This window comes from Aliikangiella litoralis (assembly GCF_052495765.1).
The window spans coordinates 3,666,719-3,685,303 of record NZ_CP199292.1 but is presented as its reverse complement, the minus strand read 5'-3'; the positions used below and the strand labels follow the sequence as shown (position 1 = coordinate 3,685,303).

Sequence of the window (18,585 nt, the reverse complement as noted above, 5' to 3'; positions counted from 1 at the left end):
AATGAAAAATTTCTGTGTATTTTTACCTCAAATTGCTCAATACCAAATTGAAGCGCTCAATATTTTTCCTAGTAAAAAAGTAGCGGTTTCACCGCTAACAGAAAATTGGCAGTCATTGTTTTGTGATTTTATTGGTTTAAGTGATAAAGATCTGCCATGGACAAGGTTACGTTTATCACAGTTTGATATTGATGAAAACGTAAAAACGGCATGTTGTTGTGATCCTGTATTAGTTCAACTAACACACCGGGGAGCTTATATGTTAGGGCCGTCGCCACTAGAGCTATCCCATAATGATGCCTTGAGAATTGTGACACAAATTAATGAAAGATTAATGAGAGAAGGGGAAAAGCTCTATTTAGTTGATAAATATTCTTGGTTATTTACCAGTGAACAAGAAATGAATCTAACCGCTTTACCCGTTAATGAGTTGATTGGCAAAGATATGTTTAATTTTCCATATATAGGAAAAGATGCTACTTATTGGCAACAGCTTGCAACTGAAATTCAAATGTTGATTAAACAAATGATTGATTACCAGGGGTTATTGGACACGCCCGTAGAAACAATGATTAATGTACATTTTTCTGGCCAAATTAACCCTTTGCAACTTGACGAAATTAAATTTATAAAAAATGAAAACTTAGTGATCATTAGTGATAATGAGTTAATAAAATCTTTTTGCTTAAATAGTATGTTATCGAATAAAACATTGTCAGAGTTAGCGGAATGTGAGGTCGATGACTATGCCTTAATTGCATTAGATGATGAGAGAGATAAATACTCTAAAATTATTGACTACTGGTTTTCTAAAACTAGTTCAAACAAATTAGTTTCTTCCATGTTAATATGCCAAGATGCGGTGTTATCCATAGCACCTGAACCTGACATAATGAATAAAGTAGTGAGCTTTTTTAAAACTCACTTTTCAATGAAAATATGATTTTACGAAAAGTATCTCGTCGAGAACAAGCGGATATTGATCCGAGTTTAAAAATATACACGCCTAAGTTGCAACAAATTTTAGCGTCTAGAGGGGTTCAAAATCACGAAGAACTTGATTATGGCTTGTCAGGATTACTTTCGCCTAATGGTTTAAAAAATATTGAGCAAGCAGCAAACCATGTATTTGACGCAGTCAAAGCAAACCAGTCAATTTTAGTGATTGGAGATTTTGATGCTGATGGTGCAACGAGCAGTGCAGTTATGCTTAAGTCTTTAAAAATGTTAGGCGCACAAAAAATTAATTTTCTAGTACCCGATCGGTTTAAGTTTGGTTACGGTTTATCTGTAAAACTGGTTGAGTACGCGCATCAATTATCTCCTGATTTAATTATTACTGTTGATAATGGAATTGCTAATGTCGAAGGGGTAGAGAGAGCAAACCAATTAGGCATTCCTGTTATTGTAACCGATCATCATTTAGCGGCAGATAAATTACCAGAGGCTTTGTCAATTGTTAATCCTAATCAACCCGGCGATAACTTTGCGAGTAAAAACCTTGCGGGTGTTGGTGTTGCTTTTTATTTAATGTTGGTCTTACGCAGTATTATGCGAACTAGCGGTTGGTTTCAACAGCAACAGATAGAAGAGCCTAACTTAGCAACTTTACTTGATATTGTTGCATTAGGCACAGTAGCTGATGTCGTTGTGCTAGATAGAAATAATCGTATTTTAGTTGAGCAAGGATTAAAACGAATTCGAAGTGGTTTGGCGTGTCCAGGCATTCAAGCGATTTTACAAGTTGCTAATCGTGATTATACTCAATGCCAAGCTTCAGATCTTGGTTTTGCAATTGGTCCTAGACTTAATGCTGCAGGTCGTTTAGATGATATGTCCATTGGTATTGAGTGTTTGCTTGCTGATTCGCTAGCTAAAGCCTTGCCGATTGCTTCACAGCTTGATCAATTAAACCGATCTAGAAAAATGATTGAAAAGGAAATGTTGGATCAAGCCAGTGTTGATTTGGAAAGTTATCTTAAAAAACATGAGCTAAATACAAACAGTGAAGTTCGTCCAGTTGCCATGTGCCTTTTTGATCCTGAGTGGCATCAGGGAGTGATTGGTATATTGGCTTCACGAATTAAAGAGAAAATTAATCGACCTGTTATTGTTTTTGCTCGTGATAATGATTCTGCCGACGCTTTAATTAAGGGATCTGCTCGTTCTGTTAAAGGTGTTCATATTCGTGATGCATTAGCTTTAGTTAACGCAAGAAACCCAGGGTTAATTGAAAAGTTTGGTGGCCATGCGATGGCTGCAGGCTTATCGTTAAAACAAAAAGATTTCCAAGTATTTGCAGAGCAATTGCATGAGTGTATTAAATTTTTATTAGCTGGAGAAATAATTAAAGATGAAGTGCTGACTGATGCTGGTCTAACCGTTAGTGAGATGAACTTAGAGTTTGCAAGCCTGTTGCGTTCATTAGGTCCATGGGGGCAAGGATTTCCTGAGCCTATTTTTGATGATGAGTTTGAAGTAGTACAAAGTCGAATTTTAGGAGGTGAACACTTGAAGCTACAAGTTATTAAGGATGGTTTAAGTGTTGATGCAATTTATTTTCGCTGTCCTGAAAACTCGATGGCTGTTGTTGGTGACAGGATCCATTTAGTTTACAAACTCGATATTAATGAATTTAGAGGGAATGTTTCTGTACAACTAATGGTTGAACAGTTAGAAATCTTGTAAGTCATCATCTGCTGGTAATATGACTGGCTTTCCTGGGATAGTATGCTTTTCATTAGCCCACTCTCCGAGATCTATCAACTGGCATCGTTTTGAACAAAAAGGCCTGTTTTCTTCACAGTCTTTCCATTTTAAGCTTTTTTTACAGGTAGGGCAGGCTATTATTAAGTTATCTGTCATGTTATTTCTCTTCAAATTTAACAGGCCAATTATCCACTAGTTAGTGAGCTATAGCAAAATTATCGCAAAGTTTTACTTCATATCTATTTTATTGGTGACTATACTAACCGCCAAAACCATTTAGTCTTAATTAATAGGAGTAAGTCATGACAACCGCAACTGCGCGACATATTTTAGTTTCTTCTGAAGAGAAATGTAATGAACTTAAATCACAAATAGCTGAAGGTGCTGATTTTTCAGAGTTAGCTAAAGAACATTCATCATGTCCATCAGGCAAAAGTGGTGGGGATTTAGGCTCATTTGGTCCTGGAATGATGGTTGCAGAGTTTGATCAGGTTTGTTTTAATGAAGCCGTTGGTGAAGTTCATGGTCCGGTTAAAACACAGTTTGGCTACCATTTAGTAGAAGTCACTAGTCGTAGCTAAAATTTAACGATTAAAAAAGAAAAAAGAGAGCTTTGGCTCTCTTTTTTATATAAAGTCCAGGAATTAATTAAGCTTGAGGACCTGCTGCTTTAATAGCATCTGATACGTCAAATTTAGCAAAATTATCCTGGAATAATTTGGCTAAGGCTTTTGCTTCTGCTGCATAAGCGTCAGGATCTGACCAAGTTTTTTTCGGCTGTAATAAATCCGTGTCGACATTTTCTACGGAAACAGGTACATCTAAGTTTAATTCATCAATGTGAACCGTTTCTGTATTAGCCAGAGCACCAGATTGAATTGCTGTGATTACCGCTCTGGTGGTTGGAATACTAAAGCGTTTTCCACCTTCGGCGTATGAACCGCCTGTCCAACCTGTGTTGACTAAATACACTTTTGAATTATTGCCTTCGATGCGTTTCATCAATAGTTCTGCATACACGCCAGCAGGACGAGGAAAGAAAGGTGCGCCAAAACAAGTTGAAAATGTTGATTCAATGGCTGCTGTTGAGCCAATTTCTGTTGAGCCGACTTTAGCTGTATAACCACTTAAGAAATGGTAAGCGGCTGCTTCTTTTGACAAGATTGAAACAGGTGGTAAAACCCCCGTTAAGTCACAGGTTAAAAATATAACCGCACTGGGTTCACCTGCTCTGTTTTCGTCAACTCGTAATTCGATATGCTCTCTAGGATAACCCGCACGTCCATTCTGACTTAAACTTGTATCTGTATAGTCAGGAATACCTTCTTTATTGAGGACAACATTTTCAATAATGGTTCCTTTTTTGATGGCGTTCCAGATTACAGGTTCGTTCTTTTGAGAAAGATCAATGGTTTTTGCATAACAACCCCCTTCAATGTTGAAGACGGTTCCTATTCCCCAACCATGTTCATCATCACCGATTAAGTAACGAGAAGGATCGGCTGATAAGGTTGTTTTACCTGTTCCTGATAAACCGAAGAATAAAGTCACATCGCCTTTTCCATCAGTATTTGCCGCACAGTGCATTGGAAGAACATCATATTTAGGTAATAAGAAATTTTGTACCGAGAACATGGCTTTTTTCATTTCTCCAGCATAACGCATACCAGCTAGGAGAACTTTTCTTTGATCAAAATTAATAATAACAACACCGTCGCTATTGGTTCCATCTCTTTCCGGATCGCATTTAAAATTTGCGCAATTTAAAATTTGCCACTGATCTTTGTTAGCCGGATTGTAGTTTTCTGGTCGGATAAATAAGTTTTGTCCAAATAGTTTTTGCCAAGCAGTTTCGGTGCGAACATTCACTGGCAAATAATGTTGTGGATCTGAACCTACATGTAGCTCTGAGGTAAAATAGGCATCTTTTTCATTTAGATAATTTTCAACACGTTCCCACAGGGCATTAAATTTGTTTTCATCAAATGGTCTATTGACATTACCCCAGTCAATATCTGCTTCAGTTGAAGCTTCTTTGACAATAAAGCGATCTTTGGGTGAGCGTCCTGTTCTTATGCCTGTTTCTACACTGAGTGCGCCATTTGCGGCAAGTGTGCCTTCTTTACGCTCTAGTGCGAAATTTATAAGCTCATCGCTTGTTAAATTGAGGTGCTGTATTGCCATATTCTCCACCGATATTTTCTATAGTATTGATACATTGAGGTTCAATGTACCGCTGGGTAAAAATTGGGTCGCATTTTATCAAATAAACTGGGTGTTAACTAGACAATTTTGGGTTTTGGTCACTAATAATATTTTTATCTTTAAGGGATGCAGGACGTTACGGTTTCAATATAAAATGAAGTCGTTATCAGGAGAAAATTATCTGTTGGATCTTCAGGTGGGTTCAGTGAATATCTGGACTGAATGTCTTGAACACCAATATTGTTATTGGTTGTTTTATAATGAGCAATCAGTTTTTACGTCCTTGTTATAACTTGCTAATTGCTTTAACTACTTCTTGCAATTGATAAATCAGCTAAATCATAAAGTGCTTTGGTAAAATAGTTGTCTGGCATTTTTTGCAATTTTTGCTTGGCTATTTCAACTTCAGCTTTTGCTTTTGACATTGTATATTCAATAGCCCCTGTTTGTTTAATCAGTTTTTGGATTTCATCTAAATGTTCAATACCACCATGTTCAATACAGGTCTTGATGAGTTGTTGACCATCAATGTCAGCCTCTTGCATAGCATAAATTAATGGTAAAGTAGGTTTTCCTTCTGCCAAATCGTCCCCAACATTTTTACCGAGTTCTTCACTGTCTGCAATATAGTCGAGTGCATCATCCATTAATTGAAAAGCTAACCCTAAGTGAAGCCCAAAGTCATGCATTGATTGAGTTAACGATTCATTTTCAGAGATGACTGCGCCAAGTTGGCAAGCTGCTGCAAATAATATTGCTGTTTTATTCCGAATCACTTCAAAATAGCTTTCTTCAGTGGCATTAGGATCGTTGCAATTCATTAATTGTAAAACTTCACCTTCTGCAATTTGATTGGTCGTGTTAGATAAAATTTGCATAACTTGCATCTTATCTAGGCCTACCATCATCTGAAATGAACGAGAATATAAGAAGTCTCCAACTAGTACACTGGCAGCATTACCAAATAAAGCATTGGCAGTTTCGCGGCCTCGTCTACGGTCACTTTCATCAACGACATCATCATGTAATAGAGTGGCGGTATGAATAAACTCAATAATTGCCGCTGTCTTGTGATGTTGATCTCCCTGATAGCCCAAAGCATTAGCAACTATTAACACAAGTAACGGGCGTAAGCGTTTTCCTCCAGCAGATACTATATAATGACCGAGTTGATTGACTAAAACTACATCGGATTTTAATTGTTCCAGAATAACCTGGTTAGTTGCATCGAAATCGTTTTTGACGAGGGTCGTTATACTATTTATGTCTGGCATATGGAAATTCGAGTCTATAATTTTTGCTGTTTGTGCTGATAATCAAAAAGTGATATTTTGAGTTTAGCATTAATGGCTCGAATGCTAGGGCCTGATTTGTTCAGGGTCAAGGAAAAACTGCCATTGGTAAAAATCTCAAGCATTTCAGACCAATATTGGACAAATTTCTCACATTTAGACTTGCGGCTGTCGGTTTAATGACTTAAAATGCGCGCCCTTAATTGCAGGATTCACGAAAAGGTCTTTGCAAATTCATATTTACAAATAAACCAGTGTGCTTTTTAATTAGCATGCTTCTAGACGGAGAGAAAGTCGCTATGTACGCGGTGATTCAAAGTGGTGGTAAACAACACCGAGTATCAGAAGGTCAAGTCGTTCGCCTTGAAAAAATTGATGCGGAAAAAGGTGCATCTATCGATTTCGATAAAATTTTGATGGTTGGTGAAGGTACTGATTTAGAACTTGGCGCACCCTATCTTGAAGGTGCTAAGGTATCTGGTGAAATTGTTGAGCATGGTCGAGGCAAAAAAGTTAAGATCGTAAAATTTAGACGTCGTAAGCACCATCGTAAGCAGATGGGCCATCGTCAATGGTTTACTGAAGTTAAAATTACTGGCATTAGTAAGTAATTTCAGTTTGGTATAATTCTGGAGAGATAAAATGGCACATAAGAAAGCTGGTGGTAGTACTCGTAATGGTCGCGATTCAGAGTCGAAACGATTAGGTGTTAAGCGTTTTGGTGGTGAAAAAGTCACTGCGGGCAGCATCATTGTTCGTCAACGTGGTACTCACTTCCATCCTGGTAGCAATATGGGAATTGGTAAAGATCACACATTATTTGCAAAAGCTGATGGTGAAGTGAAATTTGAAGTAAAAGGTTTACGTAACCGTCGCACAGTTAGCATTGTTGCTAACTAGGCTTACTAGCCTGTTGAGATAAGTCTTCTTAACTAGGCTTATCGAGATAAAATAGTATAGAATTGAAAAGCTCCGCATTGTACGGGGCTTTTTTTGTGCAAGTATGATACAGGTGTTTCCTCTATATTTATTATTTGCAGTCGCTCTAATAGAGCTAGAGAGTAAATTATGAAGTTTGTTGATGAAGTGACAATAAAAGTTAAGGCTGGCAATGGTGGCAGTGGATTATGTAGCTTCAGGCGAGAAAAATATGTTCCAAAAGGTGGGCCTGATGGCGGCGATGGCGGCGATGGCGGTAATGTTTTTTTAGTGGCTGATGGTGAACTTAATACATTAGTTGATTATCGATATGTTCGCTTTTATGGTGCAGAGAATGGTGAAAAGGGTGGGCCTAAAAATTGTACAGGAGCAAAAGGTGAAGATTTATATCTTCCTGTTCCGGTCGGTACCCGAGTTGTTAGTAAAGAAACGGATGAGCTGATTGGTGATATGCAAGCGGCCGGAGATAAACTGCTGGTTGCAAAGGGAGGCTTTCATGGGCTTGGAAATACTCGATTTAAAAGTAGTGTTAACCGAACTCCAAGACAGACTAGCCAAGGAACAGAAGGCGATTTTAGAGAGCTTAAACTTGAGCTACGAGTTTTAGCCGATGTTGGCTTACTTGGATTGCCTAATGCCGGTAAGTCTACTTTTATTCGTAGTGTTTCAGCTGCCAGACCTAAAGTAGCTGACTACCCATTTACTACTTTGATTCCTAACTTAGGGGTGGTTGCTCCCGAACCTCACCGTAGTTTTGTCGTGGCTGACATACCTGGTGTTATTGAAGGTGCTGCTGCGGGAGCTGGTTTGGGAGTCAGATTTCTGAAGCATTTATCAAGAACACGGCTTTTATTGCATTTAGTTGATCTTAAGCCTTTTGATGAGTCGGATCCTTTAGAAAACATAATGGCTATTCAGCGTGAACTTGAACGCTATTCTGAAGAATATCAAAGTGATTTGACTAACAAAGAAACTTGGTTAGTGTTTAATAAGTGTGATCTGGTTGATGATCAAGAACTTGAGACAATTAAAAAAGGTATTCTTGCTCAATTGAAATGGCAAGGGCCTTGTTATGTTATTTCTGGATTGCAGAGCGAAGGGACTAAACAGCTGTGTTTTGATATTCTTGAGCATATAGAAGCTAAGAATAATGAACTACAAGGTGATGGTAATGAGTCTGAATTTGAGTAAGGCTTTGTTGGCTAATTAAAAAGTTTAAGTAATAAAAAACCCGCATTAAAGCGGGTTTTTTCGGTATGACTTAAATAATTATGCCATTGCCTTAATTTGTGCATTGAAGCGACTCTTATGACGAGCAGCCTTATTTGCATGGATAAGACCTTTACCAGCTGCAACATCAAGTACAGAGACTGCAGTTTTGTAAGCTGATTGAGCCGTTTCTTTATCGCCAGATGCAATTGCGGCAACAACTTTTTTCATGTATGTGCGCATCATTGAACGACGACTAGCATTATGCTGGCGACGACCTTCAGCCTGACGTGCACGCTTTTTTGCGGATTTAATATTAGCCAAGGCTTTGCTCCTGAAATCTAGGCGTAAAAATAAGGTGCGGAATATACAGGTTTTTATAGCTTATAGCAAGGCCAAATTATACAAATTGGTGGGTGAGTTATTTTGATTAATGGTTAACAATTTCGCATTTTATTCAATGGTTAAAGTGTTTGCGACGTAAATAGTTCTGGATTTTCCGCCTTTTCAACAAGTTAGTTATCCAATAATTGACTGGGGTAGGTTAAGCGGCTACTCTAAGCCGGTTTTGCAAAAGCCCTATCAGATAGCTGCTTGATAACTGAGTGTTGGCTATTTGTTGTTTTAAAATTGGAGATGTAAATGTCAAAGCAGTTACTAAAGTCTGGCATTATCGTGAGTGTTATGACTTTATTATCACGTATATTAGGGCTGGTTCGTGATATTGTAATGACTTATGTGCTAGGTGCTGAATGGGCAACAGATGTTTTTTTGGTAGCCCAAAAGATCCCTAATTTTTTACGCCGGTTATTTGCTGAAGGTGCTTTTTCACAAGCATTTGTTCCTGTTTTATCTGAGTATCAAACGAATAGAACATTACTCGAAGTGAGACGTTTAATTTCGGAAACTTCAGGTACTTTAATGGCCATTTTAGTATTGGTTGCGCTCATTGGCGTAGCTGGCTCTCCTGCTTTAGTTTCAATCTTTGGACCTGGTTTTGTTGGTAAAGAGAAAGAGTTTGAATTAGCTTCGTTATTGTTGAAAATCACTTTTCCTTATATTTTGTTTATTTCTCTTACCGCATTTTGTGGGTCTATTTTAAATAGTGTTGGTCGATTTGGAGTGCCTGCTTTTACGCCAGTTTTGTTGAACATTTCTATTATTTCTGCTGCAATTATTGTATCTCCAGCGTTACCAGATAAAACGGCTATGGCGATGGCGTGGGGAGTTTTTGTTGCCGGAATTGTCCAGCTATTGTTGCAATTACCTTTCTTATGGAAAGAAGGTTTGCTTATGAAGCCTAAATGGGGTTGGCGCTCAACAGGTGTTCAGAAGATCCTAACATTAATGGGGCCAGCATTGTTTGGGGTATCGGTAGGGCAAATTAATTTACTACTTGATACCGTTTTAGCATCCTTTTTAAAAACGGGTAGTATTACCTGGCTGTATGTGTCTGATCGTATGCTTGAATTTCCATTAGGGCTCTTTGCTATTGCTATTTCCACAGTGATATTGCCCTCTTTATCGAGACAGCATTCCAGTGATGACAAAGTAGCATTTAACCAAACATTTAATTGGGGGCTAAGATTGGTTTTTCTAATCGGAGTACCTGCTGCATTAGGGTTGTTTATGATGGCTGAGCCCATTATTTTAACGGTGTTTCAAAATGGTAAGTTCACTTTAAATGATGCTCATCTTGCTTCACTCAGTTTGAAGGCGTATATCATTGGGCTTTTAGGTTTTATGTTGATCAAAGTTTTGGCAACTGGTTTTTATTCTCGGCAGGATACTAAAACACCTGTAAAGATAGGTATTATTGCGATGATTACCAATATGATATTTAATCTGATACTTTTCTACCCATTAGCCCATGTCGGCTTGGCTTTAGCCACAGCAATATCCGCTATCGTTAATGCTTCTTTACTTTTCATTAAGTTGAAGAAATATCAGGTATTTGTTTCTGATGGCCGTTGGAAAAGCTGGTTTGCCAAGCTGGTTGTTGCAAACTCTATACTTGCTGCAGCTATTGTTTTTAGTATGCCATCAATTGATATTTGGCAATCTTGGGGAACCCCTGAAAGAGCGTGGCATATGCTTTTATTGGTAGTCATTTCTATCGGTGTTTATGCTTTCAGTTTATATATGATGAAAGTAAAAATGAGTGATTTAAAGCATGCTTAATTTTTATTTTTATGGTTACTTTGTTTTTCGAATCGGTGATTCACTGAATAGCTCTATCAGACATGTCCTTAGTAGTATATAATTCTGCGTTTTTGCTGCATGGTCGTTTAAAATATTCATGGAATTAATCCGCGGGTTAATTAATCTCCAACAACAACCAACTGCATGTGTTGCAACGATTGGTAATTTTGATGGTGTCCACCTTGGACATCGGACTATTATTGATAGAGTTTTAGCGCAAGCGAAAGTTCTTGGTATACCTTCATGTGTTTTGTTGTTTGAACCACACCCTAAAGAATTTTTTATGGGTGATAATTGCCCGGCCAGGTTGACTTGTTTTCGTGAAAAATATCATCGTTTGAAAATACTCGGAATTGATCGTTTAGTGGTACTTCAGTTTAATCAGACTATGCGTGAGATGAAAGCTGAAGATTTTGTAGAGAATATTTTGATTGAGCGGCTTCAAATCAAACATTTAGTGGTAGGGGATGACTTTCATTTTGGCCACCGACGTTTAGGTAACTATCAGTTATTAGAGCAAATGGCTGTGAATCAATATACTCTAGAGCCAACCCCCTCAATATTGGTTAATAATGAGCGGGTGAGTAGTACGCTGATACGGAAAGCTTTAGCTAGCAATCAGTTAGATAAAGCGGCTGCCATGTTAGGTAGTCGATATTCAATGACTGGCAAAGTTGGATATGGTAAACAGTTAGGAAGAACTATTAATTTTCCTACAGCCAATATTGCAATAAAACGTAAAAAAGTTTGTGTTTCTGGTGTTTTTCTCGTGAAATGTCACTGGGTTGAGAAAGGCCAGAAAGTATCTGCCTGGGGAGCTGCAAATTGTGGTAAAAGGCCGACAGTTGATGGTAAAGGTGAACGGTTAGAAGTTCACCTTTTAGATGTTGAAGCTATGTTGTATGGTGTTGAGTTAGAAGTGTCTTTTTACGCTCACATACGTAATGAGCGTAAATTTGCTCATTTAGCCGAATTAAAAACTCAAATAGCCAAAGATATTAATCGTGCACGGCAACTAATAGAACAATTTTAATCATTTTAAATATTAAATTAGTAATGATTAGCAAAAGAATAATTGAAACGAATAAGTATTAACTTTTGGAAAAATTAACATGACAGATTACAAATCGACCCTTAATTTACCCGATACGGATTTTCCGATGCGTGGTAATTTGGCTCAAAATGAACCTAAGCTATTGACCAAGTGGACTAAAGACGGTTTGTATCAGAAGATTAGAGAAGCTTGTAGTGAACGTCCCAATTTTACACTACACGATGGGCCACCTTATGCTAATGGTGATATCCATATAGGCCATGCCGTTAACAAAGTATTGAAAGACTTTATCATCAAGAGCAAAACTTTGAGTGGCTACAATGCACCTTATGTTCCTGGTTGGGACTGTCATGGACTGCCTATTGAACACCGAGTCGAAAAAAAGATTGGTAAAGCTGGTGTGAAAGTGCCTTTTGGTGAATTTAGAGAAAAGTGTCGAGAGTACGCGGCTAAACAAATAGAAGGGCAAAAGAAAGACTTTATACGCCTTGGGGTATTCGGTGATTGGGATAATCCTTATCGAACAATGAATTATGAGTCAGAAGCTGAAATCATACGCTCATTGTCAAAAATAGTTGATAATGGCCATTTGCATCGTGGTTTTAAGCCTGTTTATTGGAGTGTTGTTGGCGGTTCAGCATTGGCTGAAGCGGAAATTGAGTACCATGATAAAGTATCTACCTCCATTGATGTTCGATATTTGCCGACCAATGAATCTGAGTTTTTGGCGTTGTTTGAGGCTGTTGAGGCTGATAAGGGGCAAGGACCTGTTTCAGTGGCAATTTGGACAACCACGCCTTGGACAATTCCTTCAAGCCAGGCTGTTTCAATTCATGCTGATTTGGAATACGCATTAGTTCAGTTTAACGCTGAGACTGAAGAGCAAGCGGGATTGGGTATTGGACAAGAAAGAATCGTATTAGCCGCAAAAATGGTTGATGATGTTATGAGTCGGTGGGGTGTTGAAGACTATAAAGTTGTGGGCACTGTAGTCGGACAAAAATTAGAAAATGCAAAGCTTAACCATCCGTATTTAGAAAGAGAAGTTCCGTTAATATTAGGTGAGCATGTAACTACTGATGCTGGTACAGGGCTTGTTCATACTGCGCCTGATCATGGAGCAGATGATTTCGTTGTTGGTCGAAAATATGGCATTGGTACATTAAATTTAGTGAATGCTAACGGGGTGTATTCTGAGAGTACTCCCCATCTTGCCGGTCAGCATGTTTATAAAGTTGATGATTCTATCTGCGAGTTGTTACTCGAAAATTCTCGTTTGATTCGTAAAGACAAACTGACACATAGTTATCCTCATTGCTGGCGTACTAAAACACCGCTGATATTCAGAGCAACACCACAGTGGTTCATATCAATGGAACAAAATAACTTAAGAGACATGGCTATGGATGCCATTAAACAAGTTAGTTGGGTGCCAAAATGGGGGGAAGATCGCATTAAAGGCATGATTGATGGTCGTCCTGATTGGTGTATTTCTCGCCAGCGTACTTGGGGAGTTCCACTTAGTTTAGTTGTTCATAAGGAAACTGAAGAGCTACATCCTCGTGCTTCGGAGCTTATGAAGCTCGTGGCCGATAAAGTTGAAAAAGAAGGCATGCAGGCTTGGTTTGATATGCCTTTAGAAGACTTAATCGGTGAGGAAGCTAAAGATTACCAAAAAATAGAAGATACACTTGATGTGTGGTTTGATTCTGGTGTTACTCATGCCTTTGTTTTAGGCTTAAGTGATGAACTAAAAGAACCAGCAGACCTTTATTTGGAAGGTTCTGATCAACATCGTGGATGGTTTCAATCTTCATTACTAACGGGGTTAGCCATTAATGGCCACGCACCTTATAAATCGGTATTAACTCATGGTTTTACGGTTGATGCTAAAGGTGTAAAAATGTCAAAATCTTTGGGGAATGTGGTTGCTCCATTAGATGTTATTAATAAATTAGGAGCTGACATTTTACGCCTGTGGGTGGCTTCAACTGATTACCGTACAGAAATAACAGTTTCTGATGAAATTCTTAAAAGAACGGCCGATAAATACCGTCGTATGAGAAACACCGCTCGTTTTTTTCTAGCTAACTTAAAAGGCTTTAATCCAGAAGTTGACTTACTTAAAGCTGATGAAATGTTACCGTTAGATCGCTGGGCTGTTGATAAAGCGATGCAAGCACAAAGCGAAATCATACAGGCTTTTGAAGAATATAACTTTTTAGTAGCAACCCAGGCAATGCATCATTTCTGTTCGTTTGAGATGGGGAGCTTTTACCTCGATATTATTAAAGATCGCCAATATACTGCTAAGGCAGGCTCTGTTGCTCATAAATCCTGTCAAACGGCCCTCTATCATATCGCCAATGCTGTTTGTCGTTGGTTTATGCCGGTATTATCTTTCACTGCCTATGAAATCTGGCAACAATTACCAGGGCAGGGAGGAAATTCTATTTTTTGGGAAACCTGGTATCAAGGCTTATTTGCTTCAGATGAAAGTTCAAATATTACTCAGAAAGACTGGACCATTATTGACTCAGTGAAGACTGAATGTAATAAAGTCATTGAGACTCTACGTAAAAACAGTGAAATTGGCTCATCTTTAGAAGCTGAGGTTACACTGTTTGTATCTGATGGGTTGGCTGATGTGTTAGAAAAACTTGAAGATGAATTACGTTTTGTTCTAATTACCTCTTATGCAACGGTTGTTAGGGGCAAAGGAGGGAATGAAACCGATATCGAAGGGCTTGGAATAAAAATAGTGGCATCTAAGCACACCAAATGTGAGCGCTGTTGGCATAGACGAGAAGACGTTGGACAGCATGCCGAGCACCCCGAGTTGTGTGGTCGTTGCGTAACGAATGTCTCTGGAGAGGGGGAGAGTCGCCTTTATGCCTGATTCTACTGGGATTAAACTACCAGTTTCGCAAACTGGTTTGCGTTGGTTATGGTTAACTGTAGTATTTCTAGCCATTGATCAATGGACTAAGTATTTGGCTGTAACCCATATACAACCTTATGAAACGATAGAGGTTATGCCATTTTTTAATTTGGTTATACGCTACAATCCAGGCGCAGCTTTCTCTTTTTTAGCTGATCAGGGGGGCTGGCAAGTTTTCTTTTTCAGTGGTGTCTCGATTGTTATCAGTTTAGGTATTTTGTATTGGATGTATACCATTCCAGCTAAAAACCGTTGGTTAAGTTGTGCATTAGCCCTCATATTGGCGGGTGCATTAGGTAATCTCTATGATCGATTAAGCATTGGTGAAGTTGTTGATTTTATTGATTGGTATTATGGCGATTATCATTGGCCAGCATTTAATATTGCTGATAGCGTGATTTTAGCCGGGGCATTATTATTGTTGCTAGATGGTTTCATTAACCCTGAAGAGAATAAAGCGAATGACTGAGCTTGTAAAAGAAAACAGTCGGGTATTAGCTGACGTCACTATAAAACTAAAAGACGGTAGCGTTGCAGATAGTACCAAGGTGAATGGTAAACCGAGTTGGCTTATTTTAGGGAATGGTAGCTTCAGTGATGCTTTTGAGTCATTTTTAATTGGTTCAAGTGTTAGTGATACCCTAACGTTTGAGCTGGAAGCAAAGGATGCTTTTGGAGAGTCTGAACCAGATAACATTCATTTTATGGACATTAGCCAGTTTCCACAAGACATTAAGCTTGAAAAGGGAGCTATAGTGGCATTTGAACAGCCTGGTGGGGGTGAGATTCCGGGAATTGTTCGTGAAATAGAAGCAACTTCAGTGAAGGTTGACTTTAACCATCCGCTGGCTGGTGAAACGGTGATCTTTGAAGTAGAAATTAAACAAATAGCTGCATAGTCATTAATTTAAAAGGTTAGATTGTTATGAAAATAGTACTGGCTAATCCTCGCGGTTTTTGTGCAGGAGTTGATCGTGCAATTGAAATTGTTAATCGTGCTATAGATCTTTTTGGAGCCCCCATTTATGTCAAACATGAAGTTGTACATAATAAGTTTGTTGTAGATGATTTAAAAAAGAAAGGCGCTGTTTTTATTGAAAATCTTGCCGATGTTCCTGAAGGTAGTACTTTAATTTACAGTGCACACGGAGTTTCTCAGGCCGTTAAAAATGAAGCAAAAGAAAGAGGCTTTCGAGTTTTTGATGCGACCTGTCCATTGGTGACTAAAGTTCATATGGAAGTAGTTCGAAAAAGCAAAAGTGGTGAAGAAGGCATATTGATTGGTCACAAAGGGCATCCTGAAGTTGAAGGGACTATGGGACAATATTCGAATGAGAGTGCAGGAATGTATCTGGTTGAAGATTCTGACGATATTAACTCTCTCAATGTTAAAAATCCTGACAGGTTGTTTTATGTTTCTCAAACAACTTTGTCAGTTGATGAAACTAGAGATCTAATCTCTCAATTAAAGCAAAAATTCCCTGAAATTCAAGGGCCTAAAAAAGATGATATTTGTTACGCGACACAAAATAGACAAGATGCCGTTAAGTCTCTGGCTGAAACTTCGTCGCTTATTTTAGTGGTTGGTAGCCGTAATAGTTCTAATTCAAACAGGTTGAAAGAGCTTGCTGAAAAACAAGGAAGCAAAGCTTATTTGATTGATAACGCAACAGAAATTCAAGATGATTGGTTAGTTGGTATAGAAAGCGTTGGTGTAACTGCGGGGGCATCAGCCCCTGAAATATTAGTCGAAGAAGTGCTTGATAAGTTGAAATCGCTCGGCGGGAATATGGAAGAGTTCCCCACAGAAAATACTGAAAATATGTATTTCCCTGTACCAATTGAGCTACGATAATCAAAGCTTTTAAGTTCTCTAGAGCCTTATATTATTGAGGCTTTCATGTTGCATCGATGTGAAAGTGTGATTATTTTCACATCTAATTCAATTTTTACCCCATTTATCCCCTAAAGCCATACAGCCATCGGGCATAGGTTGATATATTAGAGAAAAAATATAATAGTTTATACTAATCAAGAAGGGCAGTTTTGATTTCCTTCTATCAACGAGTAAAAATTCCGTATGAGAAAAGAGCCTGGTTTTACGTTATTTGAATTATTAATGGCGATAGTTATTATCGGTGTTTTAACTTCTTTTGCTATTCCTGCATTTAAAAGTACCGTTGCTAGTACTCAGTTAAATGCTGATAAAGAAGCGCTTAAAAGTGGGCTTAATCTTGCGAGATTAGAAGCCATATCGAGACCAACAACAACATCGTTTGAGTCAAATGCTAGTGGGGGCTGGCAGGTTCGAGATACCAGCACCGGAGAAATTATTAGAACACTCTATATTTCGGGGGTTGACTCTAGCATTACCAATTTAGCTAACCCGATTGTTTATGGCCCGACAGGATTTAGAGTTGTCGGTGGTTCAAAAGTAACCTTTCAAATCTGTAATGAAAAAGGGACGGGCAGTGAGAGTGGACGTAGAATAACGGTATCAAAAAGCGGTAGTGTTAAGACGGAGATTGTTAAATGTTAGGCCCAGCAGTTAAAAAATATAAAGTTTATAATAAACAAGCCGGGGTTTCATTAATTGAAGTATTGGTAACTACTCTAATTTTAGGCATTGGGTTGCTCGGTGTAGCTGCATTGCAAGTATCTAGCATTAGCAGTAGTCAAGAAGGTCTTTTTCAATCACAGGCTACTTCTTTAGCTGAAGACTTAGCGTCTCGCATGCGAGCTGCCAAAATACAGACTTTAATCGATCCGCCTGGTAATAACAATGATGGTACGCCTAAAACAGCAATGGCATATGAAGATTACCTGAAAGAGTTTGTGAAAAAATCCAATCCTGTTGAATGCCCTGCTAAGTCTGCTCCTCCACCGGATAAATGTCGAGCGGGTAGTGGTGGTGCACCTAATGCTTGTAATTTTATTGATATGGTGGCTTATGATTTAGCTGATGTATGTTGGAATGCAAAACAAGTATTACCTAACTCCAAATTGAGAGTTTTTCTTCCAGCTGATAGTAATCGTTTAACTATTGTTGTTGATTGGGATTCTGCAAGTGCAAGAACTGGCTCAGGACAAAAAAAGAATATTAATGCTAACTGTAAAGCGTTAACAAATAATGATGAAAGGAACTGTATTATTATGGAGATAGTGCCATGAGAAGTAAGCGTATGATCTCCTTTAAGCATATCGGTAAAAAGCATCAGAGTGGTTTTAGTGTTGTTGAGTTATTAATTGCTGGTTTGCTAGGTTTAGTTCTTATTGGTGGTGTTGTTCAGTTATTTCTTAGCTCGAATCAATCTTACCGTAGTCAAGATGATTTAGCGACCTTACAAGAGAATGGCCGTTTTGCTTTAATGTTTTTGAAAGATCAAATACAAATTGGTGGCTACATTACTGGTTTGTCATCTACTCCTGTGACACCAGTTACTTTTGGCAATGGGGCTTCAGTAGATGGCGCGTCTGGAGCACCTGATTCTATCGCTATTTCATATGAAGGTGATGTTGCTGCTGGAGAAAATATTGACTGTACAGGTATTGCTGTACTTAATGGTATTATAACCAATACTCTTTCCGTATCTAATAATCAATTAATGTGTCAAGGAAATGGTATTGGTAGTACTGCGCAACCACTTATTGATGGTGTTGAAAATTTTCAGGTCCTTTATGGCGTTGAAGATTTTGTTGCTGGTGTATTGCCAGGATGCCGAGTTGGCGTTGTTAACCGTTACTTGAATGCAACTCAGGTTATAGCTCAAGGCCTTCAAGAAAGAATTTTATCAGTCAGAGTTTCATTGCTGCTTGCAAGTGATAATGATGTTTTACCAGAAAAAGAAACTCTCGAATATCAACTACTTGATCAATCCATTGAAGCCAAAGACAGGCTAGCAAGAAGAGTCTTTCAGCAAACGATATTTATGCCGAATGCTATACATGCGGCTGCTAGTAATCCTGATGCAGTGAAAGATTGTGCTCGAGAATATACACCACCAGCGACACCACCAACACCGTGAGAAGTTTAA

Annotated in this window: 19 protein-coding genes; 15 read left to right on the top strand and 4 right to left on the bottom strand. The window is 38.5% G+C overall.

Going from position 1 to position 18,585, the window contains the following annotated elements:
* Position 1 precedes the first annotated feature (1 nt).
* Both ACT5E3_RS15245 and recJ read left to right on the top strand, forming a co-directional pair.
* Positions 2-943, top strand: a complete 942-nt coding sequence (locus tag ACT5E3_RS15245) for a hypothetical protein (protein WP_444994403.1) — start codon at positions 2-4, stop codon at positions 941-943.
* Positions 940-2,688, top strand: a complete 1,749-nt coding sequence (recJ, locus tag ACT5E3_RS15240; RefSeq protein ID WP_444994402.1) for a single-stranded-DNA-specific exonuclease RecJ — start codon at positions 940-942, stop codon at positions 2,686-2,688. Before ACT5E3_RS15245 ends, recJ begins: the two co-directional genes overlap by 4 nt.
* On the opposite strand, the gene yacG is transcribed toward recJ, so the two are convergent.
* Entirely contained in the window at positions 2,674-2,865 is a 192-nt protein-coding gene (yacG, locus tag ACT5E3_RS15235) for a DNA gyrase inhibitor YacG (RefSeq protein WP_444994401.1), read from the bottom strand. The two genes, recJ and yacG, sit on opposite strands and share 15 nt — an antisense overlap.
* A 146-nt stretch (positions 2,866-3,011) precedes the next feature.
* Between yacG and ACT5E3_RS15230 the strand changes: the two genes are divergently transcribed.
* Positions 3,012-3,290: a peptidylprolyl isomerase gene (locus ACT5E3_RS15230; protein ID WP_444994400.1), complete on the top strand. Its 279-nt coding sequence runs from the start codon at positions 3,012-3,014 to the stop codon at positions 3,288-3,290.
* Between the two features lie 67 nt (positions 3,291-3,357).
* Here the strand turns inward: ACT5E3_RS15230 and ACT5E3_RS15225 are convergent, their stop codons facing one another.
* Both ACT5E3_RS15225 and ACT5E3_RS15220 read right to left on the bottom strand, forming a co-directional pair.
* Positions 3,358-4,893: a phosphoenolpyruvate carboxykinase gene (locus ACT5E3_RS15225; RefSeq protein WP_444994399.1), complete on the bottom strand. Its 1,536-nt coding sequence runs from the start codon at positions 4,891-4,893 to the stop codon at positions 3,358-3,360.
* A 326-nt stretch (positions 4,894-5,219) separates the two neighbouring features.
* Positions 5,220-6,188, bottom strand: coding sequence for a polyprenyl synthetase family protein (locus ACT5E3_RS15220; RefSeq protein ID WP_444994398.1), 969 nt, complete (start codon positions 6,186-6,188; stop codon positions 5,220-5,222).
* 317 nt (positions 6,189-6,505) lie between these two features.
* On the opposite strand from ACT5E3_RS15220, the gene rplU reads away from it, so the two are divergent.
* From rplU to cgtA, 3 genes are all read left to right on the top strand, one after another.
* Entirely contained in the window at positions 6,506-6,817 is a 312-nt protein-coding gene (gene rplU, locus ACT5E3_RS15215) for a 50S ribosomal protein L21 (RefSeq protein WP_444994397.1), read from the top strand.
* Between the two features lie 31 nt (positions 6,818-6,848).
* Positions 6,849-7,106 (top strand): 50S ribosomal protein L27, encoded by a 258-nt coding sequence (gene rpmA, locus ACT5E3_RS15210; RefSeq protein WP_444994396.1) that lies wholly within the window; start codon positions 6,849-6,851, stop codon positions 7,104-7,106.
* Positions 7,107-7,274: 168 nt separating this feature from the next.
* Positions 7,275-8,336, top strand: coding sequence for an Obg family GTPase CgtA (gene cgtA, locus ACT5E3_RS15205; RefSeq protein WP_444994395.1), 1,062 nt, complete (start codon positions 7,275-7,277; stop codon positions 8,334-8,336).
* A gap of 78 nt (positions 8,337-8,414) precedes the next feature.
* Here the strand turns inward: cgtA and rpsT are convergent, their stop codons facing one another.
* Positions 8,415-8,678 (bottom strand): 30S ribosomal protein S20, encoded by a 264-nt coding sequence (rpsT, locus tag ACT5E3_RS15200; RefSeq protein ID WP_444994394.1) that lies wholly within the window; start codon positions 8,676-8,678, stop codon positions 8,415-8,417.
* Between the two features lie 318 nt (positions 8,679-8,996).
* Here rpsT and murJ point away from each other — a divergent pair, with 318 nt between their 5' ends.
* The 9 genes from murJ (at position 8,997) to ACT5E3_RS15155 (ending at position 18,576) form a co-directional block, all read left to right on the top strand.
* Positions 8,997-10,535 (top strand): murein biosynthesis integral membrane protein MurJ, encoded by a 1,539-nt coding sequence (gene murJ / locus ACT5E3_RS15195; protein ID WP_444994393.1) that lies wholly within the window; start codon positions 8,997-8,999, stop codon positions 10,533-10,535.
* Positions 10,536-10,653: 118 nt separating this feature from the next.
* Positions 10,654-11,589 carry a bifunctional riboflavin kinase/FAD synthetase gene (gene ribF, locus ACT5E3_RS15190; protein ID WP_444994392.1) on the top strand — a complete coding sequence of 312 codons (936 nt, stop codon included), beginning with the start codon at positions 10,654-10,656 and terminating at the stop codon, positions 11,587-11,589.
* A 79-nt stretch (positions 11,590-11,668) separates the two neighbouring features.
* Entirely contained in the window at positions 11,669-14,509 is a 2,841-nt protein-coding gene (gene ileS / locus ACT5E3_RS15185; RefSeq protein ID WP_444994391.1) for an isoleucine--tRNA ligase, read from the top strand.
* A complete protein-coding gene (gene lspA, locus ACT5E3_RS15180; RefSeq protein WP_444994390.1) occupies positions 14,502-15,020 on the top strand; it encodes a signal peptidase II in 519 nt (172 codons plus the stop codon). The genes ileS and lspA overlap by 8 nt, the downstream gene beginning before the upstream one ends.
* Complete coding sequence (gene fkpB / locus ACT5E3_RS15175) at positions 15,013-15,450, top strand: FKBP-type peptidyl-prolyl cis-trans isomerase (protein ID WP_444994389.1); 438 nt, start codon at positions 15,013-15,015, stop codon at positions 15,448-15,450. Before lspA ends, fkpB begins: the two co-directional genes overlap by 8 nt.
* A gap of 26 nt (positions 15,451-15,476) precedes the next feature.
* Entirely contained in the window at positions 15,477-16,406 is a 930-nt protein-coding gene (ispH, locus tag ACT5E3_RS15170) for a 4-hydroxy-3-methylbut-2-enyl diphosphate reductase (protein WP_444994388.1), read from the top strand.
* A 225-nt stretch (positions 16,407-16,631) separates the two neighbouring features.
* The gene (locus ACT5E3_RS15165) at positions 16,632-17,090 is read left to right on the top strand and encodes a GspH/FimT family pseudopilin (protein ID WP_444994387.1); all 459 of its coding nucleotides are present in this window, start codon (positions 16,632-16,634) and stop codon (positions 17,088-17,090) included.
* Entirely contained in the window at positions 17,084-17,722 is a 639-nt protein-coding gene (gene pilV, locus ACT5E3_RS15160; protein ID WP_444994386.1) for a type IV pilus modification protein PilV, read from the top strand. Before ACT5E3_RS15165 ends, pilV begins: the two co-directional genes overlap by 7 nt.
* Positions 17,719-18,576, top strand: a complete 858-nt coding sequence (locus tag ACT5E3_RS15155; protein WP_444994385.1) for a PilW family protein — start codon at positions 17,719-17,721, stop codon at positions 18,574-18,576. The genes pilV and ACT5E3_RS15155 overlap by 4 nt, the downstream gene beginning before the upstream one ends.
* The last annotated feature ends 9 nt before the right edge of the window (positions 18,577-18,585 follow it).